Source organism: Marinobacter pelagius (assembly GCF_003315345.1).
In the GTDB taxonomy this organism is placed as follows: domain Bacteria; phylum Pseudomonadota; class Gammaproteobacteria; order Pseudomonadales; family Oleiphilaceae; genus Marinobacter; species Marinobacter pelagius_A.
Window position 1 is genome coordinate 28332 of the sequence record NZ_QNRO01000027.1, and the last position, 20128, is coordinate 48459.

Annotated in this window: 14 protein-coding genes and 3 pseudogenes; all 17 read left to right on the top strand. The window is 59.7% G+C overall.

Annotated elements, in window-relative coordinates; translation table 11 throughout:
• The first annotated feature begins 100 nt into the window (after positions 1-100).
• The gene (locus DET50_RS17415) at positions 101-3304 is read left to right on the top strand and encodes a FimV/HubP family polar landmark protein (RefSeq protein ID WP_113864018.1); all 3204 of its coding nucleotides are present in this window, start codon (positions 101-103) and stop codon (positions 3302-3304) included.
• A gap of 98 nt (positions 3305-3402) precedes the next feature.
• The gene (gene truA, locus DET50_RS17420) at positions 3403-4311 is read left to right on the top strand and encodes a tRNA pseudouridine(38-40) synthase TruA (protein WP_113864033.1); all 909 of its coding nucleotides are present in this window, start codon (positions 3403-3405) and stop codon (positions 4309-4311) included.
• Positions 4308-4937, top strand: a complete 630-nt coding sequence (locus DET50_RS17425; RefSeq protein WP_113864019.1) for a phosphoribosylanthranilate isomerase — start codon at positions 4308-4310, stop codon at positions 4935-4937. Before truA ends, DET50_RS17425 begins: the two co-directional genes overlap by 4 nt.
• 4 nt (positions 4938-4941) lie before the next feature.
• A complete protein-coding gene (gene trpB, locus DET50_RS17430) occupies positions 4942-6138 on the top strand; it encodes a tryptophan synthase subunit beta (RefSeq protein WP_258546165.1) in 1197 nt (398 codons plus the stop codon).
• 19 nt (positions 6139-6157) lie between these two features.
• Positions 6158-6970 (top strand): tryptophan synthase subunit alpha, encoded by an 813-nt coding sequence (gene trpA, locus DET50_RS17435; RefSeq protein ID WP_113864021.1) that lies wholly within the window; start codon positions 6158-6160, stop codon positions 6968-6970.
• Between the two features lie 44 nt (positions 6971-7014).
• On the top strand, positions 7015-7941 hold the full coding sequence (accD, locus tag DET50_RS17440; protein ID WP_113864022.1) for an acetyl-CoA carboxylase, carboxyltransferase subunit beta: 927 nt from the start codon (positions 7015-7017) through the stop codon (positions 7939-7941).
• A complete protein-coding gene (gene folC, locus DET50_RS17445; protein WP_113864023.1) occupies positions 7925-9244 on the top strand; it encodes a bifunctional tetrahydrofolate synthase/dihydrofolate synthase in 1320 nt (439 codons plus the stop codon). Before accD ends, folC begins: the two co-directional genes overlap by 17 nt.
• A gap of 103 nt (positions 9245-9347) precedes the next feature.
• Positions 9348-10025, top strand: a complete 678-nt coding sequence (locus tag DET50_RS17450) for an SPOR domain-containing protein (protein WP_113864024.1) — start codon at positions 9348-9350, stop codon at positions 10023-10025.
• Between the two features lie 91 nt (positions 10026-10116).
• Positions 10117-10695: a CvpA family protein gene (locus tag DET50_RS17455; RefSeq protein WP_113864025.1), complete on the top strand. Its 579-nt coding sequence runs from the start codon at positions 10117-10119 to the stop codon at positions 10693-10695.
• Positions 10696-10729: 34 nt separating this feature from the next.
• Positions 10730-12253, top strand: coding sequence for an amidophosphoribosyltransferase (purF, locus tag DET50_RS17460; protein ID WP_113864026.1), 1524 nt, complete (start codon positions 10730-10732; stop codon positions 12251-12253).
• Positions 12254-12283: 30 nt separating this feature from the next.
• On the top strand, positions 12284-13507 hold the full coding sequence (locus DET50_RS17465; RefSeq protein ID WP_113864027.1) for an O-succinylhomoserine sulfhydrylase: 1224 nt from the start codon (positions 12284-12286) through the stop codon (positions 13505-13507).
• Between the two features lie 159 nt (positions 13508-13666).
• A pseudogene (locus DET50_RS19805) lies at positions 13667-14065 on the top strand (DNA translocase FtsK 4TM domain-containing protein); the annotation flags it as partial.
• Positions 14066-14611: 546 nt separating this feature from the next.
• A pseudogene (locus tag DET50_RS19810) lies at positions 14612-16117 on the top strand (DNA translocase FtsK); the annotation flags it as partial.
• Positions 16118-16176: 59 nt separating this feature from the next.
• On the top strand, positions 16177-16791 hold the full coding sequence (lolA, locus tag DET50_RS17475; protein ID WP_181800012.1) for an outer membrane lipoprotein periplasmic chaperone LolA: 615 nt from the start codon (positions 16177-16179) through the stop codon (positions 16789-16791).
• Positions 16791-18128, top strand: coding sequence for a replication-associated recombination protein A (locus tag DET50_RS17480; protein ID WP_113864030.1), 1338 nt, complete (start codon positions 16791-16793; stop codon positions 18126-18128). Before lolA ends, DET50_RS17480 begins: the two co-directional genes overlap by 1 nt.
• An 85-nt stretch (positions 18129-18213) precedes the next feature.
• The gene (serS, locus tag DET50_RS17485; protein ID WP_113864031.1) at positions 18214-19488 is read left to right on the top strand and encodes a serine--tRNA ligase; all 1275 of its coding nucleotides are present in this window, start codon (positions 18214-18216) and stop codon (positions 19486-19488) included.
• Positions 19489-19562: 74 nt separating this feature from the next.
• Positions 19563-20081: pseudogene (gene cobA, locus DET50_RS17490) on the top strand (uroporphyrinogen-III C-methyltransferase); the annotation flags it as partial.
• Positions 20082-20128 lie beyond the last annotated feature (47 nt).

Consider the following 20128-nt stretch of genomic DNA (forward strand, 5'->3'; position numbering starts at 1 on the left):
ATAATAACGAAAATTATCCAGACGGAAGTCATCCAACCTCATCCGATTCTGTTTTGAAAAAAAAGCAGTAACGAATAACGGAGACTGGAAAGGAAAAAGCATGAAGGTACGCAAGCTTGCGGTTGCCCTGGCTCTGGCAGGAGGGCTCGGTTCCGGCGTTGCACAGGCCCTTGGGCTGGGACAAATCGAACTTCAGTCCTATCTGAATGAGCCACTGGATGCGGAGATTGTTCTGCCCCAGAGCCGGGGAGTGAGCCCCGGCGATGTTCTGGTCAATATTGCTTCGGATGCCGCCTACGAGCGTGTGGGGCTGGATCGCGGCCAGTTTCTCAGTAAGCTCCGGTTTGAGGTTGTGACCGGTACTGACGGTAATCTGGTGGTCAATGTCTCGTCCCGGGAACCCCTGCGCGAACCGTACCTGAACTTCCTGCTTGAGCTGACCTGGCCGAACGGCCGCCTGATGCGCGAGTATGCCGTGCTGGTTGATCCGCCCGTGTATGCCGAAGAGTCCGGCGTCCGTGAACAGGTAGCTGCCCCCAGCTCCACTACGCGTACCTTCGAGCCTGCCGCTCAAACGACCCGTAGCAGCGAATCCATCCGGCGCCAGGCCGAGGCGGAAAGCTCACTTGGTCGGGGCTATTCAGCAGATACCTTCGGCCCCACCGGTCCCTCCGATACCCTCTGGACAATCGCCCAACGGGTTCGTCCGGATAACAGCGTGTCCATGCAGCAGGTGATGCTTGCGATCCAGGATCTGAACCCGAATGCCTTCATCGGCGGCAACATCAACCGTCTGAAGCGCGGTGAAGTGTTGCGGGTGCCCACCAAGGACCAGATCCAGAGCCGTACCCGGGCTGAAGCTACCCGCATCGTCAGCCAGCAGAATCAGGAATTCCAGTCTCCCCAACGCACAGTGGATGCCACCCAGACTCCCCAGCCGGCCCAGCCGACCGAGCAGGCTGCAGCCGGTGCCGGGGACGCCGAACTGAAGCTCCTGGTGGCCGAGGAAAGCGACTCCCGGGATAGCACTGAGGGTGGTTCCGCCGGCGGTGACAGTGATCTGCCTGGCGGTGTGGATGCCGGCGAAGCCATTGCCATGGAAGAGCTGGAGAGTGCTCGCCGTGAAAATGCAGAACTGAACAGTCGCGTTGAAGACCTGCAGGATCAGGTTGAGACTCTGCAGCGTTTGATTGAGCTCAAGAATAGCCAGCTTGCCGATTTGCAGCAGATGGCCGGAGAGGATGATGCGCAAGCGGTAGCAGGCGAAACCGGAGCGCCCGGTGAAGGTGAGACGGCTGCAACTGCATCCGCTGAGGATGGCGCCGAATCTGGATCCGAAGAAGCTGGCACGGGCGAGATGTCCGAAACTGTAGCTTCGGCAGCCGGGTCCGAGTCAGCCGGGGATGAAGCGGAACAGGCCGGCGCCGCGACCGAAACCGAGGTGGCAACTGAGGAAACTGTCGCGGAAGAAGGTTCCGGTGATGCGGCCCAGGCATTCGAGACTGCTGCAACGGGTGAAACCACATCGAGCGAAGCCGCAAGCGGTATCGCGGGAACCGGCGCAGAGCCAGCTGATGCGGCCGCCGCAGGTGATGACGCCGCCGCTGCCGGACAGGAGTCTGAGCAAGACGCAGCTGCAGCTGCCCCTGCCCCTGCCCAGCAGCAGACCCAGCCTGCCCAGCAGCCCGTGGCTCCGCAGAAAGCCTTCCCCGGCAATATCATTGACATGATCGTCAACAACCCGATGTACCAGATCGCGCTGGGTGGCGGACTGATTCTCCTGCTGCTGCTCCTGCTTCTGGTGGCACGCCGGAATGCCAACCGGGAGAAGGAATTCTACGATGAGCTCAACGCAGATTCCGAGGGCGAATCCGATTCCTTCGAAGTGGACCTTGGGGAAGAAGAAACCAAAGCACCGGAAGCTGGTGACGCTCTGGCAGAGGCGGATCGTTATGTTGCCTATGGTCAGACCGATCAGGCGGTACAGAGCCTGGAAAATGCGATTTCGCGGGAGCCGAGCCGTACCGACCTGCGCCTGAAACTGCTGGCACTGTACGCCGACAATCAGGATCGCCAAGGCTTCGAGAAGCAGTTCGGTGAAATCGAAGCCTTCGAGGACGAGGATGCGCTGGCCGAGGCCAACGCACTGCGCAGTCGTCTCGAGGAGGCGGAGTCGGTCCCGAGCATTGATGACCTCGAATCGCAGCTTCGGTCCGATTCCTTTAGCACCGATCAGGAAGAAGTGTCCACGGACGTCGAAGTCTCCGACGAGCTTTTGGCGGACCAGTACGATGCGTCAAAGGAAGAGCAGGTTGAAAACGAGTTCGGCGATTTTGACACTGAATTCGCCGAGTTTGACCTGAGTGATGTCGAGCAGGCCGAGAAAAAGTCCGATGCTGCAGCGGACGAGGATGAGCCTGAGGTCGAGGCCGAGGGCGAGACTGCCGATACCCGTGATGACATGATCGAGTTCGATTTGTCCGCTCTCGAGACGGAAGAACAAGCCGAGACGGAAGCGCAGGGCGAAGAGACCGATTTTTCCTCCCTTGAAATGGATCTGGAGGAGCCTGCCGAAGAGTCCAGGGAAGACCAGAGCGATGAGTTCTCCCTGGAGCTGGAGGACGAGTCCGGAAAGCCGGCAGAGGGAGAAAACGAAGAAGTGGAATCCGAGCTCAGTGGCCTGGACGAGTCCTTCCTGGATGAGCTGGATGCCGAACTCGACAAGGTCGCCGATGAGGACGAGCTTGGCGGTGATGAGATGGAAGAGTCCTCACTGGATGATCTGGAGCTGGATGTCTCTGACGAGGACCTCGCCCTGATGGAGGAGTTCTCCGATTCCGCCGATACTACCAACCACGGCGAGGATGAACCGGCGTCCCTCGACGAGGAGCTGGGGCTGGAAGATACCCTCGGCGAAGGCGACGTGATGGGTGAGGGCGAGGAGCCCAGCCCGGAACAGGAAGTTGCCGAGACCGAGGAGTTGGAGGATCTGGGTACACTGGAGAACCTGGCGGAACAGGAAGCGCCTGCCGCCGACGAAGCTGCCGAAGAGGAGATCCCTGTGGCAAGCGATGAGGCACCCCGACCTGCTCCTGTCGATATCGATGAGTCCGAGCTCGGCGAAGACGACGACTTCGATTTCCTCGCCGGCACCGATGAGGCTGCGACCAAGCTGGACCTGGCTCGCGCCTACATCGAGATGGGTGACAGTGACGGTGCCCGGGACATCCTGGAGGAAGTCGCACTGGAAGGTGATGATGCCCAGAAGGCAGAAGCACAGGATCTCCTTAAAAATCTGTCCTGATCCGTTATAATCAAGCCTTCAGGTGACGAGCGCCGGCCCCGGTTCACGGGATGAAGCCGGCGCTTTGTTTTTACAGCAGGACCTTTTCGGATTTCCCCTTGTTCCTCGAAGCACAGCAACTGACCACAGACAACGCAATTGGTAACGGCCGGGTGGTCCTGGCCTTTGAATATGATGGCCGGAGTTTTCATGGCTGGCAGATGCAGAAATCCGGAGTGCGGTCGGTTGAAGGGGAGCTCTCCAGAGCGGTCGCCAAGGTGGCGGACCACCCGGTAGACCTGGTTTGTGCCGGTCGTACCGATGCAGGTGTTCATGCCAGTTACCAGATCGCCCACTTCGAGACGCCGTCAATCCGGAATTTGCGCTCGTGGGTGATGGGCATTAACACTGCTCTTCCGGAGGATATCTCCGTCCATTGGGCTGGTCAGGGCGCGGGAGATTTCCACGCACGGTTCTCCGCGGTCTATCGCCGTTACCGCTATGTGATCTACAACCACGCGGTTCGCCCGGGAATCCAGCGGGGCCAGGTCAGCTGGACCTTCCGTCCCCTGGATGCGGGCCGGATGCACGAGGCTGCCCAGGCGCTGGTTGGCGAGCATGATTTTTCATCTTTCCGGGCCGCCGGTTGCCAGTCCCGCACGCCCATTCGCTTTCTTGAGAGGATTTCGGTAACCCGCAGGGGGGATTTTGTCGTAATAGATATTCAGGCCAACGCTTTCCTGCACCACATGGTGCGGAACATTGCCGGAGCCCTGATGGCGGTCGGCAATGGCAAGGAATCCGTGGGCTGGATTGGGGCGATCCTGAATAAGCGGGACCGGACCGTGGCCGGTGTGACGGCTCCGCCGGACGGGCTTTACCTGGTGGATGTGGGGTATCCTGAAGGGTACGGAATCCCGAAAGCCGAATGTGGCCCGGGTTTTGTCCGGCCCTGGTTCCAGCGGAACGACAATCTCCCGATTGAGCCGACACATATTCATCCCAAAAAGCCGATGCCGAAGCTATGAGCACAAGAGTCAAGATTTGTGGGCTGACCCGCCCCGAGGATGTGTCGGCAGCTATCAGTTGTGGCGCGGATGCCCTCGGGTTCGTGTTCTATGAACCCAGTCCGCGCTCGGTCTCTCCCGGGCACGCGGCCGCCCTGATCCGGGACATCCCGCCCTTTGTGCAAGCGGTCGGATTGTTTGTGAATCCGGAGCCCGAATTTGTCGAGCAGGTCTTGTCTGCGGTGCCGCTGGATCTGCTCCAGTTTCATGGTGATGAAACGCCCGAGTTCTGTCGCAGTTTCGGCAGGCGCTGGATCAAGGCCATCCGGGTCCGCGAGGAAGGGCAGATCGAGACCGCTTTTCAGGATTTCCGGGACGCCGCCGGCTTGCTGGTAGATGCCTGGGATCCGGATAAATACGGGGGCACAGGGCAGTCCTTCAACTGGCAGCTGATCCCTGAAAGCCGCCCCATGCCACTTGTATTGGCCGGTGGGTTATCATCTGATAACGTATCCCGCGCCGTAACACAGGTGAAACCCTGGGCCGTGGATGTCAGTGGCGGCGTCGAACGCAGCAAAGGCATCAAGGACATCCAGAAAATTTCCGACTTCATTAAAGAGGTTCACCGTGTCTGTAAAACTGACTGAAGAAATGCTGAGCGCGCTTCCCGATGCACGGGGTCACTTCGGTGCCTACGGCGGACGGTTTGTTTCTGAAACCCTGATGGATTCGCTGATGATCCTGGAGAAGGAATATCTCCAGATGAAGAACGATCCGGAGTTCCAGGCCAAGTTCGACAAGGACCTGGCGGACTACGTTGGTCGCCCGAGCCCGCTTTACTTTGCGGAGCGTCTGACACGGGAGACCGGGGGTGCGCAGATCTGGCTCAAGCGGGAAGACCTGAACCATACCGGCGCTCACAAGGTGAATAACACCATCGGGCAGGCACTTCTGGCCAGTTTCCTCGGCAAGAAGCGGATCATTGCCGAAACCGGTGCAGGCCAGCATGGTGTCGCCACTGCCACGGTATGTGCACGGCTGGGGCTGGAATGCCACGTGTTCATGGGCGCGGAAGATGTCCAGCGCCAATCCCTGAATGTGTATCGCATGAAGCTCCTGGGCGCCCAGGTTCATGCCGTTCAAAGTGGCACCCGGACCCTGAAAGACGCCATGAACGACGCCATGCGTGACTGGGTTTCCCATGTGGACGACACCTTCTACATCATTGGCACCGTGGCTGGCCCCCATCCTTATCCGCTACTGGTACGTGATTTCCAGTCGGTGATCGGTCGTGAAACCCGCCGGCAGGCACTGGAGAAAACCGGTAAGTTGCCGGATGCGCTTGTTGCCTGTGTGGGTGGTGGATCAAATGCCATCGGCATGTTCTATCCGTTCCTCGGGGATGAGAATGTGGAGATGTATGGCGTTGAGGCCGGTGGGCTGGGTATCGAGACCGGCCAGCACGCCGCACCCCTCTGTGCCGGACGCCCGGGTGTATTGCATGGCAATCGCACCTACCTGATGGAAGACGAGAACGGCCAGATTGCCGGCACCCATTCCGTCAGCGCGGGCCTGGACTATCCCGGAGTCGGGCCTGAGCATGCATGGCTCAAGGATATCGGCCGCGCCAACTACGTGTCGGTGACCGACAACGAGGCGCTGGACGGCTTCCGTATGCTGACCCGGGTAGAGGGCATCATGCCGGCACTGGAAACCGCCCACGCGGTGGCCTACGGCGTGAAGAAAGCCGCGGAAATGGACAAGGACCAGATGCTGGTCATCAACATTTCCGGCCGGGGTGACAAAGACATTCACACCATCGCCCAGCTTGATGGTATCGAGATCTGATGAAAGGACGGAAACTGGCATGAGCCGAATTGAAGGGGTAATGAAGGCCCTGAAGGAACAGAATCGCAAGGCGCTGATTCCCTATATCACAGCCGGTGATCCCCACCCGGATGTGACGGTCGATCTGATGCACACGTTGGTCAGTGCCGGCGCGGATATTATCGAGCTTGGTGTGCCATTCTCCGACCCGATGGCGGATGGACCCGTTATCCAGCTGGCCTGCGAGCGGTCCCTCAAGCATGGAACGTCGCTGCGCCAGGTCATCGGCATGGTCAAGGAGTTCCGCAAGCAGGATGACAAGACCCCGGTGGTTCTCATGGGGTATCTCAACCCCATGGAAGCCATGGGTTACGAAACCTTCGCCGAGGCGGCAGCCGATAGCGGCGTCGACGGCATTCTCACCGTTGATCTGCCGCCGGAAGAGGCGGATGACGTGGCGCCGCTGTTCACCAGCCGCAACCTGGACGCGATTTTCCTGCTGGCACCGACCACGATTGATGAACGGATCCGGGCTATTGCCGAGCATTCTTCCGGCTATGTGTACTATGTTTCATTCAAGGGTGTGACCGGTGCGGCTAAAATCAATGTCGACGAAGTGGCCGCCAAGGTCGCCCATATTCACGAGATGACGGCCTTGCCGGTCGGAGTCGGGTTTGGAATTCGTGACGCGGAAACAGCGGCTGCCGTTGGTCGGGTATCCGATGGTGTAATTGTTGGCAGTGTGCTGGTCGATACAATAGCCAGAAATCAGGCAGATACGGAAGAGCTCAAGCGGGCCCTGACGGATCTGCTCCACCCGATGCGCGAAGCACTGGACAGCCTGGCCTCCTGACCGGAGGCCGAGGGCAGGCAGGCCTCACAGGACAGGATTGAATCATGAGTAACTGGCTGGACAAAATCATGCCGAGCAAGATCCGCTCGGAATCCAAGCAGAGAACAGGGGTCCCCGAGGGACTCTGGAAGAAGTGCCCCAAGTGCGGAGCCTTTCTCTACAAGCCGGAACTTGAGAAGAATCTGGATGTTTGCCCCAAATGTAACCATCACTTGCGGGTAAACGCCCGTCGTCGACTGGACATCTTCCTCGACGAAGACGGCCGTGAGGAAATCGCAGCGGATCTGGAGCCCTGGGATCGCCTCAAGTTCAAGGACAGCAAGCGTTACAAGGATCGCCTCTCCCAGGCCCAGAAGGGCACCGGTGAGAAAGACGCGCTCATCGCCATGAAGGGCACGACCCTGGGGGTTCCCCTGGTGGCCTGTTCCTTCGAGTTCAACTTCCTGGGTGGCTCCATGGGCCAGGTTGTGGGTGAGAAGTTCGTGCAGGCGGCCAACGTTGCCCTGCGTGACCGTATTCCGCTGGTGTGTTTCTCCGCCAGTGGTGGTGCCCGGATGCAGGAAGCGATTCTGTCGCTGATGCAGATGTCCAAGACGGCGGCTGTACTTGAGCGGATGAAGCAGGAAGGCATTCCTTACATTTCCGTGATGACCGATCCGGTGTTCGGTGGGGTATCTGCGAGTCTGGCCATGTTGGGTGATCTCAACATTGCCGAGCCCAATGCGCTGATCGGTTTCGCCGGGCCGCGAGTGATCGAGCAGACGGTCCGTGAAAAGCTGCCGGAAGGCTTCCAGCGCAGTGAATTCCTGTTGGAGCACGGTGCCATCGACATGATTCTTCATCGCCACCAGCTGCGGGAGCGTTGTGCCCATCTGCTCGCCAAGTTCACTGCGGACGAGAAACCCGGTACCGAAGAACCCATCGAGTTCGAAGTGACAGAAAAGCCCGAAAGCGATGCCGCCGAGCAGTAACAACTACGATAAGCCCCCGGCTGCGCCGGGGGCGAACGCCACGCCCGATCAGTGGCTTTCCTACCTGGAATCCATCCATCCCTCCGAAATAGATCTGGGTCTCGACCGGGTACTGCTGGTCCTGCGCCGGCTGTTTCCCCGCAAACCCCGGGGCCGGATCATCACCGTCGCCGGAACCAATGGTAAGGGCAGTGCTGTGGCTGCCATCGAGGCCCTGTTGCGTTCTGCCGGCCGTACAACGGGGGCTTATACCTCGCCACACCTGCATCGCTACAACGAGCGCGTCAGCATCGATGGCTCCGAGATTGGCGACGAGGCACTGGTGCGCGCCTTCGAGGCGGTGGAGCAGGCGCGGCGCAATATCACGCTGACCTATTTCGAATTCGGCACCCTGGCAGCGTTTGTGGCTTTTGCCGAGGCAGGTGTCGAGGATTGGGTGCTTGAGGTCGGCCTTGGTGGCCGTCTGGACGCGGTCAACGTGCTCGATGCGGACTTTGCCATCATCACCTCGGTGGATATAGATCATGTAGCCTTCCTCGGAAATGATCGTGAAGTGATCGGCTTCGAGAAAGCCGGGATCCTGCGGCCGGGCATTCCAGCGGTATATGCCGATGAGGATGCCCCCAGATCGGTGTTGCAGCAGGTTTCCGCGCAAAAGGTATCCCTCGATCTTTTCGGTAGGGACTACCAGCTCAGACTGCCTGAGGACGGTGCCACAGGTGATGCCGCCAAGGTCCATCTGGAATACCGGGGCGAGACGATTCGTTTTCCCGCCGGTCCTCTGCCGGTCAAGAGCGTGGCGGCGGCTGTGGTGGCCGTCCGGAACCTGGTGCCGGAGTTGGGTATTACGGAGATTGAATCGACTCTCATGGGGCTGTCGGTTCCCGGTCGGTTCGAGCAACTCTTCGATCATCCGGTGACACTGGTGGATGTCGGTCACAATCCCCACGCGGCAACCTGGCTTGCCGACCGGTTGGCGTCCATGCGCCACGCCGACCAGCGGGTGGTTGCGGTTTATGGGGCGCTCGCCGACAAGGATGTAGAGGGTGTGGCAGCGGCCATGGCACCAGTTGTGAATGAATGGTTCCTGGCGCCCCTGGAGGTTCCCAGGGGGCTCGATGTCGAGACCCTGACTGAGCGTGTCCGGGGCGCTGGCGTTACCGGACTGAAGCAGTGCGAATCGGTGGCCATGGCCATTGCTGAAGCCAGGGAATCTGCCGGCCGGGATGGGCTGGTCATCATATTCGGATCATTCTTCACCGTTGCCGAAGCGCGGGATGTCCTTCAGGGCGACAGATCTTAAACTTTGTCCATGGCAGGTGTTCCGGCTTTGAGTTATCGGAAACAGCCGTTTAGTATCGGCGATAGCAGTAAACTGTACAGGAACGGTTAACGGGAGTGGCAGCGTGGACGGACTGAAACAAAGGATCATCGGGGCACTGGTTCTCGTGTCTCTGGCGGTTATCTTTGTGCCAATGATTTTCGATGAGCCTCATTCCGAGCGCACCTCCACGCCCATACAGATTCCGGAAGAGCCGCCATTCCCGGAAGTGAACGCTCCGTCGGAGGAGATTCCTGAGGCGCCCGTTTATGAAATCGAGGAGTCAGCACCAGCTGACGCAACCTCGCAGGTTGAGCAGTCCGCACCAGCGGTTGCTGCAGAGACCGAACAGTCAGCCGGTTACCGGGTGATCGAGGATGAGCAAGCTGTTTCGGAGTCACAACCGGCAACGGATGACAGTTCTACCGAGAACGCCGCAGCTGATCAGCAGCCCGAAAGTACCGCTGATGCTCAGCCCGCCGCGTCCGGCGAACCGGAAAACGCCGAATATACCCGGTCCCTTGAAGGTGCCTGGGTGGTCCAGCTCGGCAGTTTCGGTAACCCCGATAATGCGCGCAGGCTCAGGGACCAGGTCCGGGAGAAGGGCTATGACTCCCATCTTCAGGAGGTGACCCGAGGCGACACGGTTCTGACGCGGGTGTTCAGTGGTCCCTTTGTAAACAAGACGGAAGCCGAAGCCGCCAAGCGGGAGCTCGATAACGCGTTCAACCTGAACAGCCTGGTCACCGAGGGCGATAAATAGTGCGTTGATCCCTGATTATGAGCGTCCTGCAGTTTGGTGGCGCTGCGATTCCTGATAGAATTCGCGCTTTCTTTTCTCTGCCGGGTTTTTCATGGAATCGCTGATCTGGATTGACTGGGTCATTATTGTCCTCATTGCGGTTTCCACGCTGATCAGTCTCAAGCGTGGATTCGTCAAGGAAGCTCTGTCACTGGTCACCTGGGTTGCCGCTTTCATCCTGGCCAGGACGTTCCACCCGCAGATGCAAACCCTTTTGGAGAGCACCGTCGAGACGCCCCTCGTGCGTCTGATTGCGGCGTTTGCCATCCTGTTCTTTGGTACCCTGATTGTCGGAGCCATCATCAATAACATGATCGGCCATCTGGTTCGTGTCACCGGGCTGTCGGCAACGGACCGTGTGCTCGGCATGGGTTTCGGTCTGCTCAGGGGCGTGGTCGTGGTGATCGTCGCGATTGCCTTTACCCGTTACACCCCGCTGGCCCAGGACACCTGGTGGCGGGAGTCCGTGATGATCAACAGGCTCGCCGTGGTGGAGGACTGGTCACGGCGCACCTTCGGCGATGAATTCGCCCGTTTTCTGGAGCCGGCAGGGGAGGGCGAAGCCCGACCGGAAGCTCCGGAGGCAAGTCAGGGAAAAGAAGACGTGGAACCCAGGTCCGCGTCCCGTTAACATTCAGTATTAACACTCGGAGAAGATCCTATCCATGTGTGGCATTGTCGGCATCGTCAGTACTTCCAACGTCAATCAGTCGCTCTATGACGCGCTGACTGTACTTCAGCACCGGGGCCAGGACGCGGCGGGCATTGTTACCTTTCAGGACGAACGGTTTTACCTGCGCAAGGACAACGGTCTGGTGCGGGATGTCTTCCATACCCGTCACATGCGTCGCCTCGTAGGCAATGTCGGGATTGGTCACGTGCGTTATCCCACTGCCGGTACCTCCAGTTCTGCCGAGGCCCAGCCGTTCTACGTCAACAGCCCTTACGGCATCACCCTTGCGCACAACGGCAACCTGACCAACGCCGATGAGCTGGCGCGGGATCTTTTCCGCACCGATCTTCGCCACATCAACACCAATTCCGATTCGGAAGTACTGCTCAACGTGTTCGCCCACGAGCTGCAGAAGCTAGGCAAGCTGACGCCGACGAAAGACGAAATCTTCTACGCGGTGAAGGCTGTACACAAGCGTTGCCGGGGCGCCTACGCGGTAATTGCCATGATTACCGGTTACGGGATTATCGGTTTCCGTGACCCGAACGGGATCCGCCCGGCCTGTTACGGGGTGCGTGAGACCGAAGATGGCGGCAAGGAGTACATGATTGCCTCTGAGAGCGTGGCGCTGAGCGCCGCCGGCTTCAAGCTGGTTCGGGACATTGCGCCGGGCGAGGCAGTGTATATCGAGACCGATGGCACCCTGTACACCCAGCAGTGCGCCGATGAAGCGCACCTTTACCCCTGTATTTTCGAACACGTCTATTTTGCCCGTCCGGACTCGATCATCGACAAGGTCTCTGTCTACAAGGCGCGGTTGCGCATGGGCGAAACTCTGGCTGAAAAGGTTATGCGCGAGCGCCCGGATCACGACATTGACGTGGTCATCCCGATCCCGGACACCAGCCGGACCTCGGCCATGCAGATGGCCCACCGCCTGGGAGTCAAGTTCCGTGAAGGGTTCATCAAGAACCGCTATATCGGCCGGACCTTCATCATGCCGGGCCAGAAGATGCGGAAGAAATCCGTTCGCCAGAAGCTGAACCCGATCGATCTGGAATTCCGGGGCAAGAACGTGATGCTGGTGGATGATTCCATCGTCCGCGGCACCACCTGTAAGGAAATCGTGCAAATGGCCCGGGATGCTGGCGCCAGGAACGTCTATTTCGCCTCAGCTGCGCCCCCCGTGCGTTATCCGAATGTGTACGGTATCGACATGCCGTCCGCGAGTGAGCTGATTGCCCACGATCGCACCATCGAGGAGATCCGGGAGTTGATCGGCGCCGACTGGTTGCTGTACCAGGATCTGGAGGATCTTATTACCTGTGTCAGCGATGTGAACGACCAGATTGAAGGCTGGGAGTGCTCGGTCTTTACCGGCAACTACGTCACCGGTGATGTGGATCGGGCCTACCTGGACAAACTTGAGGACCTCCGTAAGGATGAATCTCGCAGCAACTCAGGCGGCGACTCGTCCGACAACGGTATTATCGATCTTCACAACGATGAAGACTGATTGTCCGGAAACCCTGGCCAGGAGACGCCCATGACCTTTCGCAGAGAAGAAACCGTCCAGATTCCGGAATCGGATCTCGAGGGTATGTCCGTGGATACCCTGGCCGTGAGGGCAGGTCAGATCCGCACCGATCAGTTGGAACACAGCGACGCAATCTTTCCCACTTCCAGCTTCGTCTATGGCAGCGCCGCCCAGGCGGCGGCACGGTTTGGTGGCGACGAGCCGGGTAACATCTACTCCCGGTTTACCAACCCGACCGTGCAGGCCTTCGAGGGCCGCATCGCAGCCATGGAAGGGGGCGAGCGTGCGGTGGCCACGGCGTCCGGCATGGCGGCCATCCTCAGCACCTGTATTTCGCTGCTCAAGAGCGGTGACCACGTCATTTGTTCCCGGGGAGTGTTCGGAACCACCAATGTGCTGTTCCAGAAGTACCTGGCCCGGTTCGGGGTGGAGACCAGCTTCGTCAGCCTGACCAATTACGGGGAATGGCAGCAGGCCATTCGTCCGGAAACCCGCATGCTCTTCCTGGAAACCCCATCCAATCCCTTGTGTGAAGTGGCGGACCTCGGCGAGTTGTCCAGGCTTGCCCGGGCCAGTGATGCGCTGCTGGTGGTGGATAACTGCTTCTGCACACCGGTTCTTCAACGGCCGCTGGAGCATGGTGCGGACATCGTCATTCATTCCGCCACCAAGTACCTGGATGGTCAGGGCCGTTGTGTTGGCGGCGTCGTGGTTGGTTCTGAAAAACTGATGGAAGAGGTGTACGGCTTTCTGCGTTCCGCAGGCCCGACCATGAGCCCGTTCAATGCCTGGGTTTTCCATAAGGGTCTGGAAACGTTACCAATCCGTATGCGCGCCCATTGCGACAATGCGTTAGAGTTGGCATTGTGGCTGGAGCAGCAAAATGCAGTGGAATCCGTGTATTACGCGGGCTTGCAGAGCCATCCCCAGCACGAGTTGGCAAAGAAGCAACAAAAAGGCTTTGGCGGGGTACTGTCGTTCCGCGTCAAAGGTGGTCGCGAAGAAGCCTGGCGTTTCATCGATGCCACGCGGATGATCTCGATTACTGCCAACCTTGGGGATGTGAAGACAACCATTACCCATCCGGCAACCACGACTCATGGCCGCTTGTCGCCCGAGGACAAGGATCACGCAGGTATTACCGAAAACCTGATCCGGTTGTCGGTCGGCATTGAGGACGTCGAGGATCTGAAAACAGATCTGATGCGAGGCTTCGACGCCCTGGGCAGTTAAAGTAACGGACACGTCAGAGCATTCATGGCCGAAACCGCAAAAGCTAAGAAAGCATCCCCGGAACTTACGGAAAAGCAGCAGCGTTTTCGCCGTCTTGCCGCACAGGGCGCGCGTGAGGGCGCGGTAATCGCGCTGATTGCCCTGGCGATCTACCTCGCCATGGCCCTGGTTACCTTTACTCCGAGCGATCCGGGCTGGGCGAGCATCGGGCACGACACCTCGGTCCGTAACTACGCCGGCCGCACAGGTGCCTGGCTGGCGAGCCTGTTCATGGATTTCTTTGGCCACATGGCCTATCTGTTCCCGGTGATGATCGCCGGCTACGCGATCATGCTGATCCGGCGACGCAATGAATCCCTGGACCTGCACTGGCCGCTGTTCCTGATGCGTTTTGGCGGCTTCCTCCTGATCCTGTTGTCCTCGACCAGCCTGTTGTCCCTGTATTCGGTTTTCGGGCTTGGCGTGTCTTCCGGCGGTGTGCTGGGCACGGCGGTGTCCGAAGCGATGGTTCGGTTCTTCAACCTGCCGGCTACAACACTTCTGCTGATCGCCATCTTCCTGTTCGCGCTCACGGTGTCCACGGGTCTGTCCTGGTTCTGGCTCATGGACCAGGTGGGCAGTCTGACCCTGCGTTTTGGACAATTCCTCAAGGGGCTGTTCACCTCCAGCGGCGACAAGCCGGCGAAACCCAAGGCCGAGCCGAAAGCGCCGGAGGCTCCCAAGAAAGAACCGCCCATCGTGAATGACCGGATCGAAAGCAAAAGTGAGGCTACCGGAGGCAAGAAGCGCCGTTGGTGGCACCGCTTGCCTGGCCTGGGGCCCCGCAAGCAGAAACCCGCGGCGCCGTCCGAGCGCAGGGAACCGGGGCTCGACGGCCTGAGTGCTTCCGAACCGGCCGAGCCGGCGCGACTGGAAAATTTCAGTGCTCGGGACAGCGGGGACAAGCCCGAAACCCTGACGAAACCGGCAAAAGCGGAAGCGCAGCCGCAGCCGCAACCGGCCTCCCGATCCTTCAAGATCTCCCCGTTCAAGAAAGAGGATCAGTCGAAGGCGGAGAAAGGCAAGAAGCCGGGGCAGGGGTCCCTGCTTGAGGACATCGAAAGCCCGATTCCTCCGCTGACCCTGCTGGATCCCCCCGAGGAGCACAAGGAGAGAGGGTACTCCGAGGAATCCCTGGAGCATATGTCCCGTCTGCTTGAAGAGAAGCTGGCAGATTTCGGTGTCTCCGTGGAGGTGGTCGAGGTCAATCCGGGCCCGGTGATCACCCGGTTCGAAATCAAGCCCGCCCCTGGCGTGAAAGTGAGCAAGATCTCCAACCTGGCCAAGGACCTTGCGCGGTCTCTGGCAGTACTCAGCGTACGGGTGGTGGAAGTCATTCCCGGCAAGTCCGTGGTCGGCATCGAGATTCCGAACGAGGAACGGGAAATGGTTCGCTTGTCGGAGGTACTCGGCGCCCGGGTATTCACCGAAAGCTCCTCACCACTGACCCTGGCCCTGGGTAACGATATTGGCGGCAATCCGGTGGTGGCCAACCTCGCCAAGATGCCGCACCTGCTGGTGGCCGGTACCACCGGTTCCGGTAAGTCCGTGGGGGTCAACGCCATGCTTCTGAGCATGCTGCTCAAGGCCACCCCGGAGGAAGTTCGGTTCATTATGGTGGATCCGAAGATGCTGGAACTCAGCATCTATGACGGTATCCCCCACTTGCTGGCTCCGGTAGTGACCGACATGAAGGAAGCGGCCAATGCCCTGCGCTGGTGTGTGGCCGAGATGGAACGACGTTACAAGCTGATGGCCAACCTGGGCGTCCGGAACATTGCCGGTTACAACCGCAAGATCAAGGATGCCGAGGCCGCCGGAGAGCCGATCCTGGATCCGCTGTGGAAGCCGGACGAATACCTCGAAAATGACGAGGAGAATCGTCCCGAGCTGGAAACCCTGCCGTTCATCGTCGTGGTCATTGACGAGTTTGCCGATATGATGATGATCGTCGGCAAGAAGGTGGAGGAGCTCATCGCCCGTATTGCCCAGAAGGCCCGGGCTGCCGGTATCCACCTGATCCTCGCCACTCAGCGCCCGTCGGTGGATGTGATTACCGGTCTGATCAAGGCCAATATCCCGACCCGGATGTCGTTCCAGGTATCCTCCAAGATCGATTCCCGCACGGTTCTGGACCAGGGCGGTGCGGAGCAGCTGCTCGGTCACGGCGACATGCTTTACCTGCCACCGGGCTCCGGCCTGCCGGTTCGTGTCCATGGCGCCTTCGTCGACGACGACGAAGTCCACCGGGTGGTCAGTGCCTGGAAAGCCCGCGGCGAACCTGTGTACGTGGATGACGTTCTCAACGGTGCGGAGGGCGAGAGTCTGCCGGGCGTCCCGACCCTCAGCGAAGGTGGCGGGGACAGCGAAGGCGATTCCCTGTTTGACGAGGCGGTAGCGTTCGTTACCGAAGGCCGGCGGGTATCGATTTCGTCAGTACAGCGAAAATTCAAGATTGGCTATAACCGGGCGGCGAACCTGGTGGAAGCCATGGAGGCGTCGGGAGTGGTAAGCCCCGCAGGGCATAACGGTGCCCGTGAGGTGCTGGCCCCGCCGCCACCCAGAGACTAGGAGTAAACCCTATGATGGTAAGCCAGTTGAAAGTCGCGTTTGCCCTGGTGATCGGGCTGATGCTCAGTCTGGGCACTGCAATGGCTGAGGAGAGTGCCGAACAGAGTCGCGAGGCCGCGTCGGAGCTCGCGTCGATTCTCAAGAGTTATGAATCCTACCAGGCGAACTTCATCCAGATTGTGGTGAATGAAAACGGTAGCCGAGTGCAGGAAACCCAGGGTGAGCTCAAGGCCAAGCGGCCCGGGCTGTTCTACTGGGAAACCAGCGCACCCCTGCCGCAGTTCATTGTGAGCAACGGGGAAACCGTGGAAGTCTACGATCCGGACCTGGAACAGGTAACCATCCATAAACTGGATGACCGGGTCCAAACCACGCCAGCACTGTTACTCAGTGGCGAGGTCGGCAATCTGAACGAAACCTACAAGGTGTCCCAGCGCCGGATTGGCGAAAACACACAGGAATTCACCCTGATTCCACGCAGTCCGGATTCGCTGTTTACCTCCCTGCGACTGAGCTTCTTCAAGGGGGAGCTGCAGGAAATGCGGATGAAAGATTCCCTGTCCCAGCTCAGCATCCTGAGTTTCGACGATATCCGGTTGAATGAAACCGTCGATGCCAGTGCCTTTACTCTGGAGTATCCCGACGGCGTGGATATTATCCGGGACGGAGCCTGATGCAGGACAGCCTTTTCGACGAGCCTGCGGGATTCCAGCCGCTGGCGGCGCGGATGCGGCCAAGGAACCTGGACGAGTATGTCGGCCAGGCCCACCTGGTAGGCCCCGGCAAACCGCTTCGCCGGGCGGTAGAGCAGGGCCAGTTGCACTCCATGATCCTCTGGGGCCCTCCCGGAGTGGGCAAGACAACCTTTGCCCAGCTGCTGGCGAACGTGGGCAACCTCAGCTTTGAAACCATTTCGGCGGTGCTGAGCGGCGTGAAGGAGATACGCGCTGTTGTCGAGCGTGCCCGGAACCGCAAGCAAAGCGAAGGGCGTGATACCTTGCTGTTCGTGGACGAGGTCCACCGTTTCAACAAGAGCCAGCAGGATGCTTTCCTGCCGCACATTGAAGACGGCACCTTCATCTTCGTGGGTGCCACCACGGAAAACCCTTCCTTTGAGCTCAACAGCGCCTTGCTCTCACGTACCCGGGTGTATGTGCTCAAGAATCTCGAAGAGTCGGATATCCTGATCCTGCTGCAACGGGCCCTGAGCTCCGAACAGGGCTTTGCCGGTCGGCTCGCGGTTCCGGACCGGGTGCTGGAGTTGATGGCCTCGGCCTCCGGTGGCGACGCCCGGCGGGCATTGAACATCCTGGAAGTGGCGGCCGACCTGGCGGAACCCGGCGAGGATGGCACTGACACCATCACCGAGGAGGTGCTTGAACAGGTGATGCAGACCAGTCTGCGCCGCTTCGATAAGGGCGGTGATGTCTTCTACGATCAGATTTCAGCACTGCACAAATCGGTCAGGGGCTCGGATCCGGATGGCTCGCTCTACTGGCTGTGCCGGATGCTCGACGGGGGCTGTGACCCGTTATATGTGGCTCGCCGGCTCGTGCGCATTGCCAGCGAAGACATCGGCAACGCCGACCCGAGAGCCCTTCAGCTGAGCATGGATGCCTGGGATGCCCAGGAGCGGCTGGGATCCCCGGAGGGTCAACTGGCTCTGGCTCAGGCGGTCACCTACCTGGCCCTTTCGCCCAAGAGCAACGCGGTCTACAAGGCGTTTAACCAGTGCATGGCCGATATCCGGCAGGACCCGGATTACGAGGTGCCCCCACATCTTCGGAATGCGCCAACCAAGTTGCTCAAATCCATGGGCCACGGCGACAGTTACCGCTATGCCCATGATGAGCCGGAGGCCTTTGCCGCCGGAGAGTCCTACCTGCCGGAAGCCATTCATTCCCGTCGGTACTACGAGCCGGTTAACCGGGGGCTTGAGATCAAGCTGGCCGAAAAACGCCAGCGCCTGGATGCCCGCAACGCCGAGAGTCCCAACAAACGCTATTCCTGAGGCCCCACGGTGGTCACCGCGGCCTGTGCAGGTATAATGGCCTGTCATTCAACTCATCACGCAAACCGGAAGAATCAGGACTACCATGCTCGATCCCAAACGCGTCCGTACCCAGACAGAAGAGATCGCCCGCCGGCTGGCTATCAAGAATTTTGAATTCGATATTGCCACCTTCGAGCAACTGGAAGAGCGCCGTCGTGCCCTTCAGGTGCGTACGGAAACGTTGCAGAGCGAGCAGAACAAGCGGTCCAAATCCATCGGCAAGGCCAAGGCGGCCGGTGAGGATATCCAGCCGCTGCTGGAGGAAGTGGACAGCCTGAAGAAGCAGCGTTCCGAGGCCGAGGACGAGCTGCGGGGTCTGCAGGAAGAGCTCAATGCCTTCCTGGCTGGAATTCCCAACCTTCCGGACGAAGATGTGCCCGCCGGCGCTTCCGAGGAAGACAACGTCGAGACGCGCACCTGGGGAGAGCCCAGGAGCTTCGACTTTGAACCTAAGGATCACGTCACTCTCGGTGAAAACCTCAAGGGCCTGGACTTTGAAACCGCCTCGCGACTGGCCCATTCCCGTTTTGCCGTGATGCGCGGTCCGATTGCCCGCCTGCACCGTGCCCTGGCCCAGTTCATGCTGGACCTGCACACCGGTGAGCACGGCTACACCGAGGCCTACGTGCCGTACCTGGTCAATGCGGAAACCCTGTACGGAACCGGGCAGCTTCCGAAATTTGAGGAAGACCTGTTCAAGACAGAGGGTGAGAATCCGCTTTACCTGATTCCGACCGCCGAGGTGCCGGCCACCAACCTGGTATCCGACACCATCCTGGACGCAGAGGAGCTTCCGCTGCAACTGGTTTGCCATACGCCGTGTTTCCGCAGTGAGGCGGGCTCCTACGGCCGTGATACCCGTGGCATGATTCGCCAGCATCAGTTCGACAAGGTGGAGCTGGTACACGTGGTGCGCCCGTCCGATTCCGAGGCAGCCCTGGAAGCGCTCACCGGCCACGCGGAGAAAGTCCTGCAGCTGCTGGAACTGCCATACCGGGTGGTGACCCTGTGCGGAGGCGACATGGGCTTCTCTGCCGCCAAGACCTACGATCTGGAAGTCTGGCTTCCGGGCCAGAGCAAATACCGGGAAATCTCCTCCTGTTCCAATACCCGGGACTTCCAGGCACGGCGCATGCATGCACGCTGGCGTAATCCGGAAACCGGCAAGCCGGAGCCGGTTCATACCCTGAACGGCTCGGGCCTTGCGGTTGGTCGCGCCCTGATTGCGGTGATGGAGAACTATCAGCAGGAGGACGGCAGCATTGTGGTACCGGAAGTTCTTCGGCCTTACATGGGAGGCATCGAAAAGATTCAATGAGTGATCAACCAGCACCAGCACCCGGGGATGGCATAACCGCACGGCCTGCACCAATTCGGTACAAAGCCAATCCGGTCACTGACAACCCGAACAATTCCGCGGGTGAGGTGGCTCTGGTCGGTGCCGGTCCGGGCGATCCGGAGTTGCTGACGCTGAAAGCCTGGCGCCTGATCAGCTCGGCGGAGGTGGTGCTATACGATCGTCTTGTTTCGCCGGAGATCCTGTCGCTGATACCGGACGCCGCGGAAAAGATCCACGTCGGCAAACAACGCTCAAATCACACCTTGCCCCAGGAGCAGATCAACCAGCGCCTGGTGGAACTGGCGCGAAAGGGCCTCAGGGTGGTACGGCTTAAGGGCGGCGACCCGTTCATCTTCGGTCGGGGCGGCGAGGAGATTGAAACCCTGGCTGAAGCGGGAGTCCGGTTCCAGGTCGTTCCCGGTATCACTGCCGCCTCCGGCTGTGCGGCCTACGCCGGCATCCCGCTGACACACCGGGACCACGCTCAGTCAGTGCGATTCATTACCGGTCATCTGAAGAATGACGGGTATACGGATTTAATGGTTGATGGGGCACCTTCACCCCATCAATCTGATACCACCCTCAGATGGTTGATAGATCGACTCCGTAGTTGAGTTCC